This is a genomic window from Paraflavitalea soli (assembly GCF_003555545.1).
GTDB lineage: Bacteria > Bacteroidota > Bacteroidia > Chitinophagales > Chitinophagaceae > Paraflavitalea > Paraflavitalea soli.
The window spans coordinates 2829983-2850112 of the sequence record NZ_CP032157.1; the positions used below are offsets into that span (position 1 = coordinate 2829983).

Annotated in this window: 11 protein-coding genes; all 11 read right to left on the reverse strand. The window is 46.2% G+C overall.

Going from position 1 to position 20130, the window contains the following annotated elements:
- Positions 1-3: 3 nt before the first annotated feature.
- Complete coding sequence (locus D3H65_RS10485; protein ID WP_119050265.1) at positions 4-1548, reverse strand: RagB/SusD family nutrient uptake outer membrane protein; 1545 nt, start codon at positions 1546-1548, stop codon at positions 4-6.
- Positions 1549-1631: 83 nt separating this feature from the next.
- Positions 1632-5015: a SusC/RagA family TonB-linked outer membrane protein gene (locus tag D3H65_RS10490; protein WP_245999720.1), complete on the reverse strand. Its 3384-nt coding sequence runs from the start codon at positions 5013-5015 to the stop codon at positions 1632-1634.
- Between the two features lie 147 nt (positions 5016-5162).
- Positions 5163-6041: a hypothetical protein gene (locus tag D3H65_RS10495; protein WP_119050267.1), complete on the reverse strand. Its 879-nt coding sequence runs from the start codon at positions 6039-6041 to the stop codon at positions 5163-5165.
- A gap of 147 nt (positions 6042-6188) precedes the next feature.
- The gene (locus D3H65_RS10500; RefSeq protein WP_119050268.1) at positions 6189-7445 is read right to left on the reverse strand and encodes a YdcF family protein; all 1257 of its coding nucleotides are present in this window, start codon (positions 7443-7445) and stop codon (positions 6189-6191) included.
- A gap of 113 nt (positions 7446-7558) precedes the next feature.
- Positions 7559-9001, reverse strand: a complete 1443-nt coding sequence (locus D3H65_RS10505) for a S41 family peptidase (protein ID WP_119050269.1) — start codon at positions 8999-9001, stop codon at positions 7559-7561.
- A gap of 220 nt (positions 9002-9221) precedes the next feature.
- A complete protein-coding gene (locus tag D3H65_RS10510; protein WP_119050270.1) occupies positions 9222-10679 on the reverse strand; it encodes a T9SS type A sorting domain-containing protein in 1458 nt (485 codons plus the stop codon).
- A 91-nt stretch (positions 10680-10770) separates the two neighbouring features.
- Positions 10771-12180, reverse strand: coding sequence for a hypothetical protein (locus D3H65_RS10515; RefSeq protein ID WP_119050271.1), 1410 nt, complete (start codon positions 12178-12180; stop codon positions 10771-10773).
- A gap of 112 nt (positions 12181-12292) precedes the next feature.
- Positions 12293-13405, reverse strand: coding sequence for a type IX secretion system outer membrane channel protein PorV (porV, locus tag D3H65_RS10520; RefSeq protein ID WP_119054466.1), 1113 nt, complete (start codon positions 13403-13405; stop codon positions 12293-12295).
- A 62-nt stretch (positions 13406-13467) separates the two neighbouring features.
- Positions 13468-16131: an MBG domain-containing protein gene (locus D3H65_RS10525; RefSeq protein ID WP_119050272.1), complete on the reverse strand. Its 2664-nt coding sequence runs from the start codon at positions 16129-16131 to the stop codon at positions 13468-13470.
- Positions 16132-16151: 20 nt separating this feature from the next.
- The gene (locus D3H65_RS10530) at positions 16152-16874 is read right to left on the reverse strand and encodes a hypothetical protein (protein ID WP_119050273.1); all 723 of its coding nucleotides are present in this window, start codon (positions 16872-16874) and stop codon (positions 16152-16154) included.
- Between the two features lie 12 nt (positions 16875-16886).
- Entirely contained in the window at positions 16887-20081 is a 3195-nt protein-coding gene (locus D3H65_RS10535; RefSeq protein ID WP_162915543.1) for a TonB-dependent receptor, read from the reverse strand.
- Positions 20082-20130: the final 49 nt, after the last annotated feature.

Below are 20130 nucleotides of genomic sequence, written 5' to 3' on the forward strand. Positions count from 1 at the left end.
TGATTAATCGTAGCCCGGGTTTTGGGGCATCTTTTCCGGGTTCAGCTTGTATTCGTTCAAAGGGATAGGGAAATAATAGTCTTTCGTGGTAATGTTCGACAACGGTGAATTGTTGTAATCCGCCTGGCTCTTGGCCCTTATATAAGCCACCAGTTCGGCAGGCGTAAAAAAACGTATCAGGTCATGCCAGCGATGGTGCTCAAAAGCCAGCTCTATCCGGCGCTCATGTAAGATGGCCAGTTTCAGCGTAGGATATTTTGCAGGATAAAAAGCATAGGCCGGATCAGCCATCATCACAGCATACAAAGGACGGGCAGCCCTGGCCCTTACCATATCCAGGTAAGTGATAGCCGTGGCATTGTCATTCAGCTGCATAAATACTTCCGCCAGGTTCAGGATCACATCTGCATAACGGATCAGGATCCAGTCATTACCACCATAACCAAGATTGGTAGCAGCGGCGCTGTTATCCCTGAACTTGGTAATGAAATAAGCTTTTACAGCCGGGTCATTGGCATATTTAACAGAGTAATCCGTACGCAGATCACCCGTCTCAAATTCTTTCAGCAGATCATTGGTGAATGTACCACCAGCACCCTGTGATGGAGCCAATGAGTTGATCGTTTCGCCTTTGGCCTGGTTGCTGGCAGCCAGCGAGGACCGGTACGTAGGATCGCCTTGCTTGTACACGATCTGCCAGATGATCTCCTGGTTGGTATTTTTCTTATTCACATCAAATACATCTGCAAAAGGAATGTCCGACAACTTGCTAAAGCCACGCATATTGTAACAAGCCATCAGGTAGGTTTTGGCATTGTTGAGGTTGGCTGTTTTACTGGCAGCATCCAGCGTAGTAGCCATCGTTAAGTATACCTGGCCCAGCAAGGCATTGGCCGCTTGCAGCGATACACGGCCTTTACCAGCCGCAGGTTGTACATTGGGCAGGTTACTGCCCACCACATCCACCAGGTCCTTGATGATCTGCGCATATACATTCTCCCTTGTTTCGCGGAAAGTAGCCTTGTTCACATCATCAAGCGAGCTTAACCTTTCCGTCACCAGCGGTACACCGCCAAATTCGCGCACCAGGTTGAAATACATGAAGGCCCGGATGAACTTCAGCTCAGCAATGTATTGCGTCTTTACTGCATTGTCAGCAAACGTTATTTTATCAATAACAGAGAGCACCAGGTTGGCCCTTGATATGGGTACATACAGGGCTGTCCAATGGCTTTGCAGGTAGGTATTACTGGCCAGCAGCGCAAAAGCAGTAAACTGAAATGGCTCACCATTATTCGATTGATTATCGGTGGTATTCACATCATCGGCACGGTCGTCCGTCCACAAGGAAGCGCCTTCACCCACACAGTTGGAACTTCTGAGCGCCTGGTAGGCGCCGTTCACAGCCAGGGAAACATCATTTTCTGTTTTTAAGGCCTTATCTACAGATACGGAATTGGGATTGCTTTGCTCCAGGAATTCCTTATTGCAGGAACCTAATCCCACCATAAGGCCCAATCCGATCGATATTACATATATGTTACGCATAAAATAGTGTTTAGATTGTTCAACAGTGTCAGGCTGAGCTTGTCGAAGCCCTTCGACAGGCTCAGCCTGACAATCGAATAATATTAGAATTGCATTTTAACACCAAAACTGAAAGCACGTACCAGGGGGTATTTGCCATAGTCTACACCCGGTGTAAGGTTCACACCGTTGTTATAATCCACTTCAGGATTATAGCCCAGGTATTTGGTAACTGTGAAAGCATTGTCTACACTTCCATACACCCGCAGGGCGTTAAAGCCCAGCTTCTTTACAAAAGACAGACTGCCCAGGTTATAGCCCAGCGTGATATTGGTGCAACGGAAAAAGGAACCATCCTGCAAATAGAAATCAGATAGGCGGGTACTATTACTTTGTGTACCGCCACGCGAAGCACGATAAATTTTTCCATCACCAGGTTCTGCTTCAGAGCGATACCTGTTCTTCACTACTGAATAATTATTGCCAGAGCCTTCCATGTTCTTGATATAATAATCCTGTCCGTCGATCACATCATTCCCTTGTGATCCATTAAAGGAAGCACTCAGATCTAACTGCTTATAACTGATAGAGAGGTTAAAACCATACGTAAAATCAGGATAAGGCGTGCCGATCACTGTTTTATCAGCATCCGTTACAATACCATCACCATTCGTGTCCTGGAAATACAGATCACCGGGACTCAACGGTGTTTTTTGTGCGCTGGAACGGGGCGGTCCCTGTATCTTATAGCCGGAAGGAAATGCATTGTTGACCAGGTGCGCATCGTCGGCTGCAATATTGGCCATATCAGACTGTTTTACCATACCTGCTACTTTAAAGCCATAGAACATGCCGATGGGCTGTCCTTCCTGGGTAACGTGGGTGATGTAAGTACGCTCAGCCCCAATACTATAAATGGTGCTGGCGCCGCCAAGACTTTTTACCTCGTTTTTATTGAAAGTGATATTACCGCTCAGGTTCAGGTTAAAGTCTTTCGTAGCAATGATCTTTGCGTCGATCTGTGCGTCCAGGCCATTATTGCGTATATCAGCATCTTTCAGGTTGGTCAGGATATTGCTGTACCCTGAAGCAGAAGTAATATTTTGCCTTACCAGCAGGTTGTATGATTTACTGATATAATAGTTAAGGATCACCGACAAACGGTTATTCAGCAAATTGAGATCAGCTCCAAAATTGTATTGTGAAGTAGATTCCCAACCCAGCTTCTTATCCGCAATATTACCAGCTGCATTGGCTGTCACCACACTATTGCCTATGACTGTACCAGTAGGTGTAGCCAGTGCCTGCTCATAATTGTAATTACCGATATTGTTATTACCGCTCAATCCCCAGCTGGCGCGCAGCCGCACCGTAGATCCTTCGCCCAGCCAGCTATCATAAAACTTTTCATTGGAAAGATTCCAACCGGCAGATATCGAAGGGAAATTACCCCAACGGTTCTGCGGGCCAAAGCGCGAAGAACCATCCGTACGGAAAGAGCCGGTTAAGTAATACTTGTTATCATAACTATAGATAGCCCTTGCCAGGTAAGAGACCAGCGTAGTGGTAGTTTTACCCGTCACACCTTTATTCAGGCCAAAATCGGCCGCATTGGCGCCACCTGCCGTCAGCTCCGGCACCAGGTCGTTGGAGAAACCCTTGGCAGTTACACTCAGCACATCAGTGTTCGTTTCCTGCGCCGTGTAGCCAGCCAGTACATTCAGGTCGCCCTTACCCAGTTTCTTTTTATAGGTCAGCGTAAACTCAGCCAGCTTATCCAGCGTGGTGAGGGTCTGCGCGGAAGCGTTGGCAGCGGCAATAGCCTGTGGCGATCCGGGCGGATTAGCGCCACTGCTGAGGTTGGTAGGATAATAGTATTCGTACTTCTCATTATAGGTTTGTGCACCAATATTCACCTTGCCCGAAAGACCCGGTATAAATTCATAAGTAGCACTCGTATTGAAAGTACCACGCGTTCCCTTACGGGTAATATTTACCCTTTGTGCCAGCGCTACCGGGTTCTCAATTCCCTGGAAGGCGTAGGTATACCCATCGATGGGTGTAGAAGCCGCACCCAGCGCCAATGATCCATCCGGATTATACAAAGGGAAGAAAGGCATATATACCAACGCACCCAATATAGGTCCGTTGTTAAAACGACCTTCCTGCACTTCCCGGTTATTCGTATTGGTCACAAACATGCTGGAGCTTACCTTCAGCTTCTTTGTTACATCCGCATCGATATTGGCCCGCAGGTTGATCCTTTTCTGGAAAGTACTAACAATGATCCCCGGCTGATCCTGATAGCCACCACTGATCATATAACGGGTGCCATTGTTACCGCCTGAGAAAGAAAAATTGTGGCGTTGCACCAAAGCATTGCGGTACAGCGCATCTTGCCAGTCCGTATTGTACTGGGGTTGCAGTACTTTCTGGTTCTGAAAATCATATAATGATTTGATGATCGTGATATTCCCGGGATTGCTGCCCAGCCTGGCGATACGGGCCGCATTGTCATCGGAGTAGTAAGCATCATTCCAGGGAATACCCTGTGCGATAATTTGGTCCTTATAAGCGCCATTACGGCCATCAACAAATAACTGGGCAAACTCATAAGCATCCAACATGTCCACTTTTTTAGCAAGCTGGTTAACCCCTACCTGGTAGTCATAAGCCAGTGTTCCCTTCCCCTGACGGCCACGTTTGGTAGTGATCAGTACTACACCGCCGGCGGCACGGGAACCATAGATAGCAGCAGAAGCCGCATCCTTCAATATTTCAATAGATTCAATATCATCAGGATTGATGAAAATATCGTTACCAGAAGTAGCAGGGTTATAACCATTGGTACCATTACCACCATTGCCCGGGCCCGAGCTGATGGTACCACCCACCGGATAACCATCCACTACGTACAAAGGTTCAGAGCTGGCATTGATAGAACCAATGCCCCGCACACGGATCTTGGTACCGGAATAAGGCGCCCCACTTACCTGCGACACCTGCACACCCGCTACCTTGCCCACCAGGGCCTGGCTCAGCGTTGGTGAACTAAGGTTAAGCTCTTTGGATTTCACGCTGGATACAGCGCCTGTAAGATCACTCTTCCGCAAACGCTGATACCCGATAGACACTTCCTCCAGCATTTTAGCCTCTTCTTTCAACCTGATGGTCATTACTGTTTTATCGCCTACCGCTATTTTACCGGTAGTATAACCTGCATAGCTTACCACCAACGTATCACCGGCGGCAATATCCAGTGAGAACTTTCCTTTGGCATCGGCTACAACTGTTTTACCAGAGCGCGTGGCTGATATACTGGCGCCTGCCAAAGGCTCATTGGTTTCAGAACTTACCGTACCGGACACAGCGCCTGTTTGCGCCTGTAGCGGTAACGAAGCCATGCCGAATAAGGTCATGAGCAGCAGCAGTAGTTTTGGAAACACTCCCTTATCCCTGGACAAAGGAATGGCATGTGCAATTTTCATTTGCATTAGTTATATTTTGTAATAAGAAAAATGTACCGACAGAAAGCAATCGTGAGGCAAAGGACTTGTAGCGTGTGCCGCCCTCTGCCCGGCCCCAGGCAGCGCCGAAGAGCTTGCCCCGTTTTACGGGCGCGACTCACCCTGTTGCTAGTTTCCCCAACGTACGTCCATCCTATTGACGTTGTTTTTCCGGGAGGAGCTTACAGCAATACCTTGCAGTGTATTATTAAGGAACGTAAACCCTTCCAGTTCATCGGACCGTTCGTTGATGTCAACTACTTTGATCACTTGTTCTGTTCCTGCAGCCAATGACTTTTCAAGATCGAGGAAGGTAAAACGCCATTTCCTGCCTTCTATCTGGTTTTGGATCAATACCAGCATATTCTTGCCGGGTATCCAGTGCAGGTTTTGCACCCAGGGTGAGCAAGTAAACTTTTTGACCAGGATGCCTTTTTCAGAAGTCTTTTTGGCGTGCTGTAATAAGGCCGGATCATAAAGCCTCACTTCATTGGCTTTACCGCCATAATCGGCGGTGGCCACATACCATTTGCCATTGTACGGTACATACTCAGGCCGGGTGCCCTGTATGCAGGCATCATCTTCGATCGTATTGAGCAGGTTGCCATCCAGTGTACCTGTTTTGAGCAGCCCTTCCCAATTCACGCAATAGATCATCGCCTTCCATAAAGTGCCTTCCTTATTAAGCCGTATACTGTTACCAATGAAAATGGGCAGTTTGGCATGAGCAGCAATGCCTGTAGGGTGGTTAATTACATCCGTATCGTTCAGTGTAAGCTTGTATTCCTTGTTTACGTACAAAATAGAATCATGGTCCATCTTATATTCCCGGATCATCCCTATTTCCCGGTCCCCATATAAGAACAGGCGGCCATTTTGCCAGAATGCTCCCTGGCAGGCGCCCAATGAATCCACTGACCAGCTTTGGCTGATCTGCATGTCTACACTACTGCGATGACCAGTCATGGACATCATCAGCAAGGCGATTATAGCAAGGAACAATTTCATTATACATTGTTTTAAAACGACTTCTTGCGTTATAGCATCACTTTCTGCTTTGTCATTTCGACCGCAGGGAGAAATCCGCTATCGAAGCAACAGATTTCTCACTCCGCTTCGCTACGTTCGAAATAACAACTAAGATTGCCTTTCACCTCAAGGATCCATCGGCTCCGTAGGATCGATATGCAGCGCATCCAGCAACGGATAGAACTCTGCTTCCGTTTCAGACAACCTTAATCCAGGTTTATAAGGCACTTCATCCAGTTCCTTCTTACACCTTTCCACCAGCGTACCAGTGATCCAGGTACTTTGCCCCCTTTCCGTGGAGGTAAGGCCGGGCTTATCCATCGGCATTCCATAGCGGAACATCAGCCGCACACCATTGCGCATATTTGTAGTGGTATGCCGTGCGTGTGGTTCCATGATCACCGCATTTTCCGGTATATGCAATTGCTGTATGAGGAAGCGCTTCATTTCTTCCGCTTCATTATATTTCGTTTTGTAAGGATGTACTTTACCGCCCGATACCATGATGAAAGGCGCCAGACCCTTACGGTATTGTATGGCAGCCAGCCTGCAACGCAGCATACCGCCGGCACTCAGCGGCACAGCAGGATCATCCGGGCCAGCGCCAGGCACCAGGATCACCGAGTATTTATAGGTATTCCACTTCAGCGTCCTGATCCGGTCATAAGCAGCTTTGTTGACCGTTGTCTCCATCGGCTCATAGTCGGCTGCCTGGTCGCGCTCATTCAATTCTATGAATTGCAGAGAAGCCGTGAGAGCAACCTGAAAGAAAAGACGGGAGTCCATACATTCCTGCAATACTACATAGGCTGGTGAATAGAGGAAACTGCCATAGCGGGGATTGTTTACATTAACACTGATCGAGTCGATCAGCGGGTAATTGGCCTTTTTGCCTTCCGCATATACCCCAATGGCAAAATTGATCCCCATAGCATCCTGTTCCCAGGCTTTGCGCAGGAGTTCAGCGGAACTTTCTTTATGAAATAATACATAAGTACCGGAAGGCACCAGGTGTTGCTTCACTAGTTTGCCCAATCCATTGTTGTTACTGTACAAAGCGGTAAGGCGGGCGCTTACGGTCTGTATCTCCTGGTCGGAGAACTTCATATTTTCTGTGTAGCAGGCAGCATTGTTGCCACAGGTCTTTAAAGCATTGGTAAGGCCAGCCAGTTTGCGTTGGGCCAGGTTGCTGAGTGCCGTATCACTTTCTATCAGCTTCCGGGCTTCCTTATCCTCCTGTAACAAAGTAAGCAGGTAGTAATTCTTGGATTGTACAACGTGGTTGCCTGTTAGTAGTTTATACCGTGCATCGGGAACTGCCTGTTGGGCAAAAAGATAAGTGGCCATGATGAGCATGGCGATTGTGAGGAATGCCTTAACCATTAATCAGAGTTTGCTGTTTGGTTGGCAAAACTCCTCTCCTTGCGTTAATTCAATATCATCCCTGTATTACCGGATTGTTACGATTATCATAAAATTGTTTGTCTGATGCACGATCAACGCGGCCTCATCATTTCTACGCCCGGTATAACTTCAGCACCTGAACTGTACCAGGATTTAATGTCGGAAAACTGAAAGGTCCTTTGACGAAGCGGTGTGACACCAACTTGTGTGCTGCCATAAATTAAGGTAAGTGCTTTGTCGAGTGAAGTATCTCCGGGAAACCCCAGGTCCTGCGATAAAGGCAATTGGGCAAAATCATTGACCACATGATCAGGCTGCAGCCCATTGCTATACCCGCCTCTGTCATTGGCATCAAATACTTTATAGATCGTGGGCATCATCATCCATTGCACCTGCCGGGGATTTCGCGTATCTTCTAGTAGAAAGGAGGCTTCATCCTTCCCATGAGTGGTAGCCCCAATACGTATTACCTGCAAATACGGTTTAAGGCTATTACACAACAGCTCGGCTGCAGAAACCGTAGCACCGGAAGTAAGGATAAAAACCCTTTGCAAACCCAGATTGTGAGACTTCAGTTCATTCATATCCTTACCGCTGTTACTGCCGGAAAAGGCAATCGTCTGGCGAAATGACTGCTTAATAGTACCACCATTACGGTTGCCTTTAAAAGTAACATATACCTGATCGGGATTAAAGGAAGGGACCAACGTGACCGCCAACTTGGCAGAAGAAGCTACGCTGCCGCCGGGATTATAACGCAGGTCAAGGATCAGTTCGGTAACATTGGAATTTTTGAGCTTCTGTATCGCTTCCAGCATCAGTACATCTTCTGATTCTGAACATAAAAAATAAGCGAGATAACCCGTTTTAAGACCCTGCTTTTCAAAAAGCTTCGTAGCATACACACATTTATCATCTACATACCCGCTTTGAAAAGCTACTCTTGCAGAATCAATCAGGGCCGTTCCGTCACTGTTCAATGCAGCCAGCCGCAGTACCGCCGAACTGTTGGATTGTAGTTCCGTTACCAGCGATTGCATGTTTTGAGGAGTAATGGTCTTATCATTTATTTTGGAAAAGAACATCCCCCTTTTTAACTGCTGCCTGCCGGCATAACTATCCGGCACTACCAGGGTAATAACACCCACCAGTTGCTGTGCATCAAATGGATGAGTGATCAGGCTATATTGAAAACCGAATAGTCCAGCGGTGGTTTTCGATGGCCCTACCGTACTACGGTCACTGATCCAGGAAAAGCGGTCATTGGCAGAGAGCAGCTTTCTGAAAAACTGGTCTGTAGGCAGCGTATAATCCGGCTTACCCGTTATTTCATCTGCCCAGTAATAATACCGTTTCAAGGTATCGTACACCCATTTATTGTCAATCCCCAATTGATCTGTAGGCACAAAAGGCGTGTTTTTCTTGCTGCAAAACAGGCTTTGTCTGGAAACCACTGACAATAAAATGATAACCAGCCATTTACTTCCCATACGGATGCCCGGCTTATAGGAGTTACCCTCAATCAGGTATGTCATAGTCTGCCAATTTTAAGAAATTTTTATTTTTATGTTAAGCTTCAAGATTTATTTTTGTGATGGAATTAAACAATTACAACATCAGGGTGTCCGTTACAGCGGATGCCCTTTTGCATTATAGACACTACTCACCCATGCGCTGCACTCCTGCTATAAGAAACAATTACCTGTGAAGTAAATTCCACAGGTAATTGAGTAAATTCACAGGACACAATAACTCTTATTTTTTCAGGAACAATTTGCTTTGACGTTGTCCATTAATGGTATAGATCACCATGTAATTACCAGCTATCAGGGACTTAACATCTACCTTCGTTTGCACAGTACCTTCCTGTACATTGCGTGTCAGCAGTTTTCTTCCATCCATACTAACTACCTGGATAGAAGCGCCTGCTTCCGCCTGCGGGTGTTGTATCATCAACTGATCAACCACCGGATTGGGGTAAATATTGATCTTGATAACGCCCTGTACTTTCAGTGCTTCACTAACAGTCTTAGCACCATCTTTGCCCGTCATTACCACACGATAGAAAGAAGTAGCTTCTGTACGCTTGTCTTTCAGCTCATAGATCTGTTTGTTAACGCCTTTCCTGATCGTTCTTACAGGAGCAAAAGTGTTACCACCGTCAACAGACTTTTCCACTGAATATTCTACCGCATCTTCTTCAGCAGGAGTAGCCCATTGCAGGGTAATAAGGTCTTCTTCTGCGTAGGACTCGCCAGACAACCAAAGGTTGATACCCAATACTTTTGCACCATCTATTACCAATACATTGCCGAGACCACCCGTTGGGTTCTTGGTGTTAATGAAAGTGTTGTTCAAAGAAGGCCAGCGAAAACCTATAGTAAAAGGGCTCCAGGATTCAACAACCGGATAAGGATAATAAGACCTCTTGAAAGCACCGGCCAGTTCAAACTGATCAATGCGCAAAATGCCATCAGGCAAGGCATTGGGAACAATAGTACCAAAAGCTTTGTCAACACCATCTACACTATTGGCGTAGAAAGGGGCATATCCATTGGCAATGGTATTGGCAGTGCCATCACTTTCAATAAAAGAACCGGATACGGGTCTTCCCTGAGCCAGCAGGTTGCCATAAACGAATACAAATTGCTTAGCTACCCCTTTATTGAGTGGCGTAGCACGTAACCCCGTACCGCTTTCAGCATCCGAACCGAAGTTGATGGTGCGGATAGCACTGTTGGAAGCAGTAAGAATATGAACGGTAGTAGAGCCTCCTGCGCCATCGTTTAAGATCAGGCGGAAATAAACATCCTGACCAGGAAAAAAGGTAAATGCTTCATTGGCCTCGGCAGCAAACCAACCTGTATAAGAGCCGGCTGCATCAGTAGTAAATTCTCCATAGGTACCAGGGAAAGCGAGAGAGGGGCCTGTAGTGCGCACAAAATCACCGGTAGTCTTTACAAAAATGGGAAATCCGTCTCCGATATTAGAGCTGGTAGTATCCCCTGTAAAACCGTTGTAATAGCGATACATGCTAAGGGGTGTTAAACCCTGCACCTTCATGCGGCTTACGTAAGGCACTTTACGATCGTCTGAAGGGTTAAAATTCCCGGATCCCTGGATATATTGAGGGGCAATAACTGCCGAAACGGACTGAGCCTTGGCAATAACTACTCCTGTCAGCAACAGAAAAGTAAAATATATGCGTTTCATGATTCGTTTAATTATTTAATTTGAAAACGATCGCAATAAGAATTACCTGTTCTGTATTGCCTGTCTCCTATTAAATATAAACGGCTACAGCCTAGTACCTTGCCCAGCCAAATAACCAGTTGTTGATACCAGGGCTGGCAGCGTTATAAGCGCCGAACGCACCTATATAGCTAACAGTACCGAAAGACCAGGCTGGAGCACTGCAGGCGCCACCAGCTGGAGTAGAAGCCAGACCAGAGAAATCACGGGGCTCTATAAGAGCTGGTGAACCTGCAACAGGTCTGAAGTCAGGCGTTGCAGCAAATGGATCCTTCAATTGAATGTTCGTATTGGCTAAAGGAGTCTTGTAAAGCTTGTTGGTTCCATTGATAGTAACACCAGTAACCGTGGTATTAAAGGCCTGGATCAAACTATTTCTGTAGATAGTGTCAAGAGCAAGAACAGGAGGATCTACTTTAAGACCAACCGGGAATCCCATAAAGATTGAGTTGGTAATGCGCCAGGCGCTCTTTCTGCGGAAATAATTACCATTCAATAAGCCCTTTGCTGCTGCGGTAGTGCTATCAGACAATCCTATTACAGTCATGTTTGAAATAGTCGCCCGTGTATAAGGCTGAAGATCAGCACCAGTTGCATTGTTATCGCTCTCGATACCATTTGGATTGGCTGAATAGTTTGAAGCACTCGAAGTCAATACAGAAACAGCAAACTGTATCTTACCCCTGTAACCGAAATCAAAATCAAAAGCATCATCATCGGGTTCAAAGGCAAACAGGTGTTTGGCATTTACGGTACCACCAAAGAATTCAAACGCATCATCATTTCCTCTGTACACTTCAATAAAATCCAGTACAGTACCGGCACCTACACCACCACAGGTCAGGCCATTCAGCTCATTATCAGGAGAGATAATAGCGCCGGCATACTCAATGATGCAGTATTGCAGTTTTCCGGAACAATCCAAAGAATCACCCAGACCTTGACCACCACCGCCATAGTTCACATCGATACCTGCAGGTACAGTAGGCAATTGGATGCCTTCAATGGTAGTATCAGCCCTGTTAAGAGGAGCTTTTCCCAGCAACACAATACCACCCCAGTCGCCAGGTTGAGGACTTGCCTCATGAGAAGTGAAATGGATGGGATTGGTTGAAGTTCCTTCAGCATACAGTTTGGCGCCACGTGTAATAATAAGCGCGGAAGCAGTATCATTGTTATTACCAACTTTACGATTCACGCCTTCAATACGGCCGCCAGCCTGAATGGTCAACACAGCACCGCTGTCTACATAGGTTTTACCATTCAGGATATACAGGGTATCCTTGCTCAAGGTTCTGTTGGCTGCAATAACCTGTGGCAATGTAACGGTACCAAGGAAAGGACCGTTGCCGGCTTGAGTTCCGCGGGCATCAAATCCGTCGTTTAAGTTTCTTTTACAAGCGATGGCTACAACCAGCAATACACATACTGCTGAAAGGCCGATTAAAATTTTCCTTTTCATAGTTGATAAGAAATTTGGAATTAAACAATTAAAACAATTACAAAAAACAATTACAGGAATATAGAACAGGTAATTTCTTATGGTTTAATGGTCAATACGGCTATGGGTCTCACTATCTCCAGCCGAAGAGAATTCCAAAACGCACTGTATTGGTCAGGGGATTTCTGTTGATCTTTTCGCCGGTAGGCACCAGGTAAGAGAAATTAATGGTAGCAAAGCTAAAATGAATACCAGCCCCGGCCGTAATATTCTGCCAGTTACCCGATTCATAGGTCTTACTGTTATATCCCAGCCTCAGGTGCAACTGATCGTTATAGGTGTACTCCATACCAAATCCAAACTGCCATGCCTGGTTGCCAAAGGAATCGAACCAGCTGCCAAATACGCCTTTATCACGATAAGCCTTCATATCTTCTGCTCTATTCGGCAATTCTGGTACCAACAATTTATTGATGTCTGCTGCAAACGTCATCTTATTGTTATCATCCCAGACCTCTGTATAGCCAGCACCGATACCCAGGTTGGCAGGCAGAAAATCTTTTTCAGCCGAATTATCGGTATAATTTATTTTACCACCCAGGTTAGATAAAGAGAGGCCGGCTGCCCATCCTGCACTTTTTTCATTCAGTCCATTGTAAAAAATGGAAAGATCGCCTGCCACAGTATTGCCGGCCTTGTAACTAACGCCATTTATCGAACCTGTAGATAAATTAGAATGTATATACCTCAATGCGACTGCAATACCCAGTCGATCGGAAAGCTTGCGGGAATAGCCGAGATCAATAGCCATCTCCCGTGGGTTGGTAGTTTGCAATTTATTCCCGTTAAAATCCACCAGCGTAAGGTCGCCCATGCTGAAGTACCGCAAAGAAGCAGACAGCGCTTCGTTGTCACTCAGTTTATGGTACCCTGCCAGCGTAGCAAGGTACATATCATCGGCAATCTCCTTTAGCCAGGGTGTATAAGTAGCGCCAATACCTGACCTATCTGTTGCAAAAGGTGTTTTGGCCAGGTTATAAAAACCGCTGTTGGCATCAGGACTTAATGCGATCCCTGCATCTCCCATCCCTCCGCTACGTGCATCGGGTGAAATACGCAGAAAAGGCACTGCTGTAGTAGTAATATTGACTGTATTGTTGTTGCTCTCCTGGGCTTGCACCTGAGTGGCTACTATGCTTATCAGGAAAACAAAGATAGCAGACCCGAACTTATATAACTGTTGCATGTATGAGAATTTAAAATGAAATCTTTTCTGTTCCTTATTCATGTTGCTGATTACTGATCACACTACCTGATCACTACTTTTGTTTTGAGTAAGAACGCCGGTCCGCTTACCCGCACATGGTAGATGCCCGGAACTACATTACCTACCGGCAATTGATAACTACTGTGTCCTTTCACCAATGTAACATTTACCTGCAACAGCCTTGTACCATGCTGATCAAACAGTTGTATGCCTGCTTTACCAGCCTCTACGGAATAGATATTTACCTTCAACTGGCCAGGGCTACTCAGGTATGCATTTATATTATCCTCCGAACTGCCCTGCGGCGGCAATATCCTCAGTGTAGCACTCAATTGAGCGATCGCATAATTATTAGAAGTGGCGCCTGTCACAAGAATGGGATATTTTCCTGCTACAGAATTGGTAGTAGCTGTAGTACTCACTACCGCAGGTGTAATGAGGTTACTAACGTTTTCGCCGTTTACAAATCCATTATACTTAATCTCCAGGTCCGGATTGCGCTGTCCTTCCATTTTCACAGTATCAGCTACCCGTATCTCCAGGTTGGCCTTCTGCACAGTCAGCGTTCTTATTACATCCGGGGCAGGCGCATTAAACGCGTTACCTGGTTGTGAAGCAGTAATATTGGTCGTACCTGCACCTGTAATGTGTATCATACCATTTACAACAGTAGCCACACTGGTATTGCTGCTGCTATAACTAACCGCCAATCCTGAACTGGCTGTAGCGGCTGTTACAAAATCGCCATCGCCATATCTTTTTACCGGCAATGCGTCAAATGTGATGGTCTGAGCTGGTAAAGGATTTACCGTTAGCGTGCCATTCTCATAAGTGATATCATAATTAGCGGCTGCTGCACCTTCCACCTTTATGGGATAATTGCCGGGTTGTGAGGAAGCGATAGCTGTAGTACTGATCGTTGGCTGAGTAGTAAGAGTAGTCTTGCTTTCATTGTTGACAAAACCAGTATAAGCAATTGTCAGCTCCGGATTGGGTTGTCCAAACAGCCTTGATTTGTTTTCTGCCTTAATGATAAGGGATGCTTTTTTTACGGTAAGCAACTCGCTCACATCAACTGCCGCTTCATAATTGATATCACCAGGCTGGGAAGCCTTTATCATGGCAGTTCCTGCGCCAACAATATGTATTTTATTATTGACTACTGTTGCCACTGCGGGATTATCGCTGGTATAAAAAACCTGCAATCCTGAGCTGGCAGTAGCAGGGGCAAAATCAGCATCCCCATACGTTTTAGGCACCAATGGTCCCAAAGCAATAGTTTGCTGTTGCCTGGAGGCGGTAACCTTTAAATTGCCCGGAACATGTGTAATAGTATAATTGGTTGCCGTAGCGCCACTGATCGTAATAGGATAATCGCCGGCGCCCGAAGAAGCCGTAGCAGTAGTGCTGGCTATGGGTGGGGTGGTTAGATCACCCGCATCATCCCCGTTTACAAATCCGTCATAAATGATCGTGAATGCCGGAAGAGGATCACCCTGCACCTTTTCTTTATTTTCAGCAGTGATGGTAAGCGGAGCAGGATTAACGGTCAAGGAGCGTACCACCGGTGCAGCAGCACTATAGTCTGTACTGCCAGCCTGCTCTGCTGTAATATCCGTTGTTCCTGCACCAACAATATGAATGGTGTTTCCATTAACGATGGTAGCAACGGCCAGGTTGCTGCTGGTATAAGTAACCGGCAAAGTAGAACTGGCTGTAGCACCCGGATCAAGATCGGCGTTACCATACGTTTTTGCCGTTAAGGGGACAAACGTAATCGTTTGAGGCTGCTGAACGGCCGCTCCCAGGGTGATGATAGATCCGTCCAGTACGATCACGGAAGCCAATCCGCCATCAGCATTGGCCGTACTGGCAGATCCGCCCCCTGCTTTGGCCCAGGAACCATCTGCCGAGGTCTTGACGCCCGTTTCTGCGCCATCCGTAAGATTGTACTGTGCAATCTTCTTAATGCCGGATGCCAGGTTATTCGGAATGATAACGCCCCAGGTCTTGTTCTGGCCGTTTACAAAATCAGTATAAAAGTCTGCATATCCATTGGCGATCGTGTTGTCTACTCCATCGCTCTCTATTACCGAGCCGCATACCGGTCGGTCTGTAGCATCATCCCATAGCATTACAAAATTTTTGGCTATGCCGGAAGTTGCTGCCGTACTGCGCAAAGCCGTGCCATCATCAGGTGTAGGCCCAAAATTGATAGTAGTGATCTGGTTGGTGGTGGTAAGGTAATGCACTGTGCTTGTTCCTCCATCGCCATCATTTAACCTGACCCTGAAATAGACAAATGAACCCGGGTATGGGAAAAACAGGAATGCGTGATTGACCTCTGCCATAAACCAACCCGTATAAGAACCGGAAGCATCTGTTGTAAACTCACCATAACCACTGATGAAATCCGGGTTTTCCGTTCTTACAAAATTGCCGGCAGCATCAATGTGAATGGTATGCCCTTCACTGGAAGGATTGCCCGGGTCATCTACAAAACCTGTTGTATACCTGTACGTTTTATTGGCTGTAAGGCCTTCAATTTTTAAGCGGCACGCAAAAGGGGTCTTTCTGTCGTCTGCCGGGTTAAAGTTGCCCGTCCCTTGTATATACCGGGGCAGGATCAGTTCTGTAATAGACTGACTAAATGTATTGGTGGTGAATAATAGAAAAGCAATAATACAGGTGGAAAAAAGTTTCATCGTTATTTCTTTAAACAGAATTAATATATTTTAACGGGGATAAAGGAATAAGGAATACTGGCATTACTGGCCGTGCCAAGCAGGTATACGCTGAAATCAGGATTGGCTGAATAATGCAGGCTGATCGCTTCAGCCAATACCCTGCGGGGAGAAGTCGTAGAATAGAATCTGACATTGGCTTTTCTATCGCCGCTCCTGCCTTCAAAGTACCGGGAGAACTCCCCTTTCTTAAGCGTAAAGCTATCTGTTGGCGCATAAGTTTGTCCGCCACTGGTAATGCTGTTTTCCACCACCACCCGTACAGAATCCGGCAACGCGTTAAGATTATACACAATGGACAATTTGAAATAACCTTCTTTAGCCAATGGTTCGTTTTGGGGTGGACCAACCCACACCAGCTTTGCTCCTGCAGCAGCCTGAAAAAAGGTAATACCGTTCACGAAACCAGGCTTGTAACGAACAATAGTATCCAGCAATAATTCGTTGCCGAATAGGTTGTAGACCTGGAACCGGTGCTCAAGGTCATAATATTCAACCGTGACGTTACTGGTTCCTCCGGGCGCCTCCAGTGCTTCAGTCAATACGGTATTTTCATCTGCCACAATCTTCAGGGTGAACGGATCGTTTGTAATAGCCCGCAGTGAAAGGTTGGTAAATTTGGCTTGTACAACCGGCTCCCCTTTCTTAGAACAGGCGCCTGATAAGAACAGGATCAACAAAACAGCAAAAGATCTATTGGTCATTATCGCAATGGTTTATAATTTATAACTCAGTGTGATCAGGAAATTAGCGCCTCTTTTCACTTTGTAATTTTCAAAGTCGAGCGCTTCGTTATAAGCATCTCCTTTGGGATCATTGTTATCCCCTTCAGTCGGATAGGGATAACCTTCCTTCCGGCCATTGGTATTATTAGAATAAATAATGGTGTATTGATTCAGCAGATCGCCAATATTAAATTTGAGTTCGGCCTTTTGCTTGAATAGTTTGGTACTTAATTGGATATCTACTATATCCCTTGAATTTTCATATTGAATGATGGTAGCATTGGTCCCTCCGTTTACGATCCGTCTGCCAAAGCGGTTATAGGCGATATTGAAGCCCCACACTTTTCCCTGGTAGTTCAGGCCGGCATTAATAATATAGGGTGAAAGCCCCTGTATCGGGCGTTTGCCATCTGCTACAAAATTGGTATCCTTTTGCGTATAGGGGCTCTTGGTTACGAGGTAACTGATCTCCCCTTTCAGGTAAGTATAATTGGCGCTGATAAACAGGTTAGATAGCCATGGAAGTGTGGGATTTATGAAGTCAAAGGACTTCCGGAGGTCAACCTCAAATCCCTTTGCCGTTGCACTATGAAGGTTTTGGTACATCACTGCATTGGTCGGATTGCCCAACAGGTAAAAACGCTCTACCGGTTTATCAAAGTCTTTGTAAAAAAGAGAAGCGGAAAATATTTCATTGCCTGAGGGATAATATTCAAAACGGATGTCGTAGTTCTTGATCCTTGAGGTTACCAGTGCATATTGACCTATTACCTGCACCTGCTCAACAAAATCATAATAGATATAAGGTGAGCGCTCTACAAATTCCGGCCTTGCCAGTGTTTTACTGAAAGCTCCCCGGATATTGAATTTATCAGTTACACTGTAAATAATGTTCACCGAAGGTAGCCAGTCTTTTTCCCTGTAGGCAGAATCATGAAAAGCGGAGCTGCCATTGGCGTCATAGAATACCGTGGAGAGTGTCATTTCATTATCTTCAAAACGAAGTCCACCCGTAAGGCGCAGCTTTTTCAGCACCTTCAGGTCAAGCATGGCATAACCAGCCTGCAGTATCTGCTTACCCGTATACCGGTCGCCCGTTGTCCCGTTCCTTATATAAGAAGGTGTATATTCCACCTTTCCTGCTGCAACAGCTGCAGGTGATACAATTTCCGCATAAGGCAATCCTTGCATCCCCTCCGTATAGGAAGCGCCAGCCGCTTCCACTATCCGCAAGCCCGTAGCATCAAAATCAGCATCACGCTTTGAATAGGCATATCCGGTTTTAAATAACTGCCGTTCTTTGGCTATCTGAAAAGGTACGCTTACATTGACGCCGGTATTGTAACGCTTTTCTTTTAATTGAGAGGCATATAATCCTCCCCAGAAAAGACTTCTTTCATTGAAATTATAACGATACATATGTTTGCCCGAATCAACATCCGTACCCACCAGGAAACGACCATCCGGCTGCTCACGCGTATATTTAATGTAGTCGCCGTACCAGTTGATCCTGATATCGGCACGCGAAACAGTATGCTCGCCCTCCAGCCTGGTTTGCATCATACGGCTGCTGAGCGTAACCTCTCCGCTCCGGTTTTCAAATCTTGAATTACTGATCTGGTACCCATAGCGATCATCAAACTGATTAGAGTACTTGTCGTTATACAGGTTTTTCCAGGCGATCTTGTGCTTCTTTGATTTATACGCCATATTGAACAACCCGCCAATAGTGGTATTATACCGGTAACGCTGGATATTGAAATCATAATTCTGCAGGCTCCGCGCGTTGCCTTCCTCATAGAATTGTTCGTTCAGATAAGTAACTGCTGCTACAAAACCCAACGATTGATTATTGGCAAAACGCTTATTGACGCCACCCGACAACTGGTAATTTTGCTGGGGCATATAAGGGGCGCTATACCGTTGCCAGCGATCCGGTATCTGTTTATTAATGCGGCGAATGGTGGCAGTATCTTTTGCATAGAGCGATTTGATATACTGCAACTGGTCAAAGGCCCTGCCATCACCAAACCATTTCCTGTCAGCATCGATCCTCCCAATGGAAGCCTGCTTATCGCGTCTAAAACTTAAAAAATCCTTATTGGCGCTGGCCGTATTGAATCCCGTTCCTACCAATACCTGCAGGAAATTTTCAGCTGGCACATCTTTGCTGTTCACCTGCACCAGGCCACCCGTAAACTCCCCCGGCAGATCAGGCGTAGCCGTTTTATTGACCACTACATTATCCACCAAAGAACTCGGAATGATATCAAAACTGAAGTTTCTCCGGTTAGGCTCTGTACTGGGTAGCGAAGCGCCATTGATCAACACGTTATTGTAGCGGTCACTCACCCCCCGGATAGTGACAAACTTGTCGTTCTGCACCGTAATACCACTCACCCGCTTCAATACCTGACCGGTATTATTGTCCGGCGTTACCCGTATCTGTTCTGCACTGATCCCATCCGTCATGCTGGCGTTGTTTTTTTGCGTCATTAACAGCGCCTTTACCGATTCACGCCGGGCACTGCTGGTAACTACTACTGCTTCCAGTTGCCTGGAATCTTTTCGCTCCAGGGCAACACTCAGGTCTGTTAATTCCCCTTCTTTTACAACGACATCCGAGATCCGTTTCGTTTGGTAACCAATAAAAGACACCAGTAAGGTATACGTGCCGGCAGGCAGCGTCACCACATAGTCTCCCGAAACAGAAGTAGTAATACCTTTTTCCATCCCTTCTACAGAAACGCTTACACCGGGCATTACTTCATTATTCACACTGCGGACCACGCCACTTATCTTTCCCGGCTTTCCCTGCAGGGCGGCAGGGTCTGGCGCAACACGTGCAGCTACTTTTACAGCAATCACTTTCTCCGATACCTGGTACACCAGTCCAGCCTGTGCACTCAGCAGTTCAAGCGCTTTACCAAGCGTAACTTGCTCCTGGTTGAAAGCAGCAATACTGATCTTATCCAGCTGGGTTTGCGTATAGGAAAAAGCATACACACTTTGCCGGTCCAGTTCCTGCAATATTTTTAAAGCCGTGGTATTACTGAGTTTAATGCTTACTTTCTCCGTAAGCGTGGTAAGTTGGGCATGGGTAAAAAAGCTACATACTAAACACAATGAGGTACAGAATAGCCAGCGTATAGCTACGCGGCAGCGTAAACGGTTAGTTGAGGTCATATCAATCATCCTTATGTTTTAAGTTACGTATCCGGAAACTGCTTTTTTA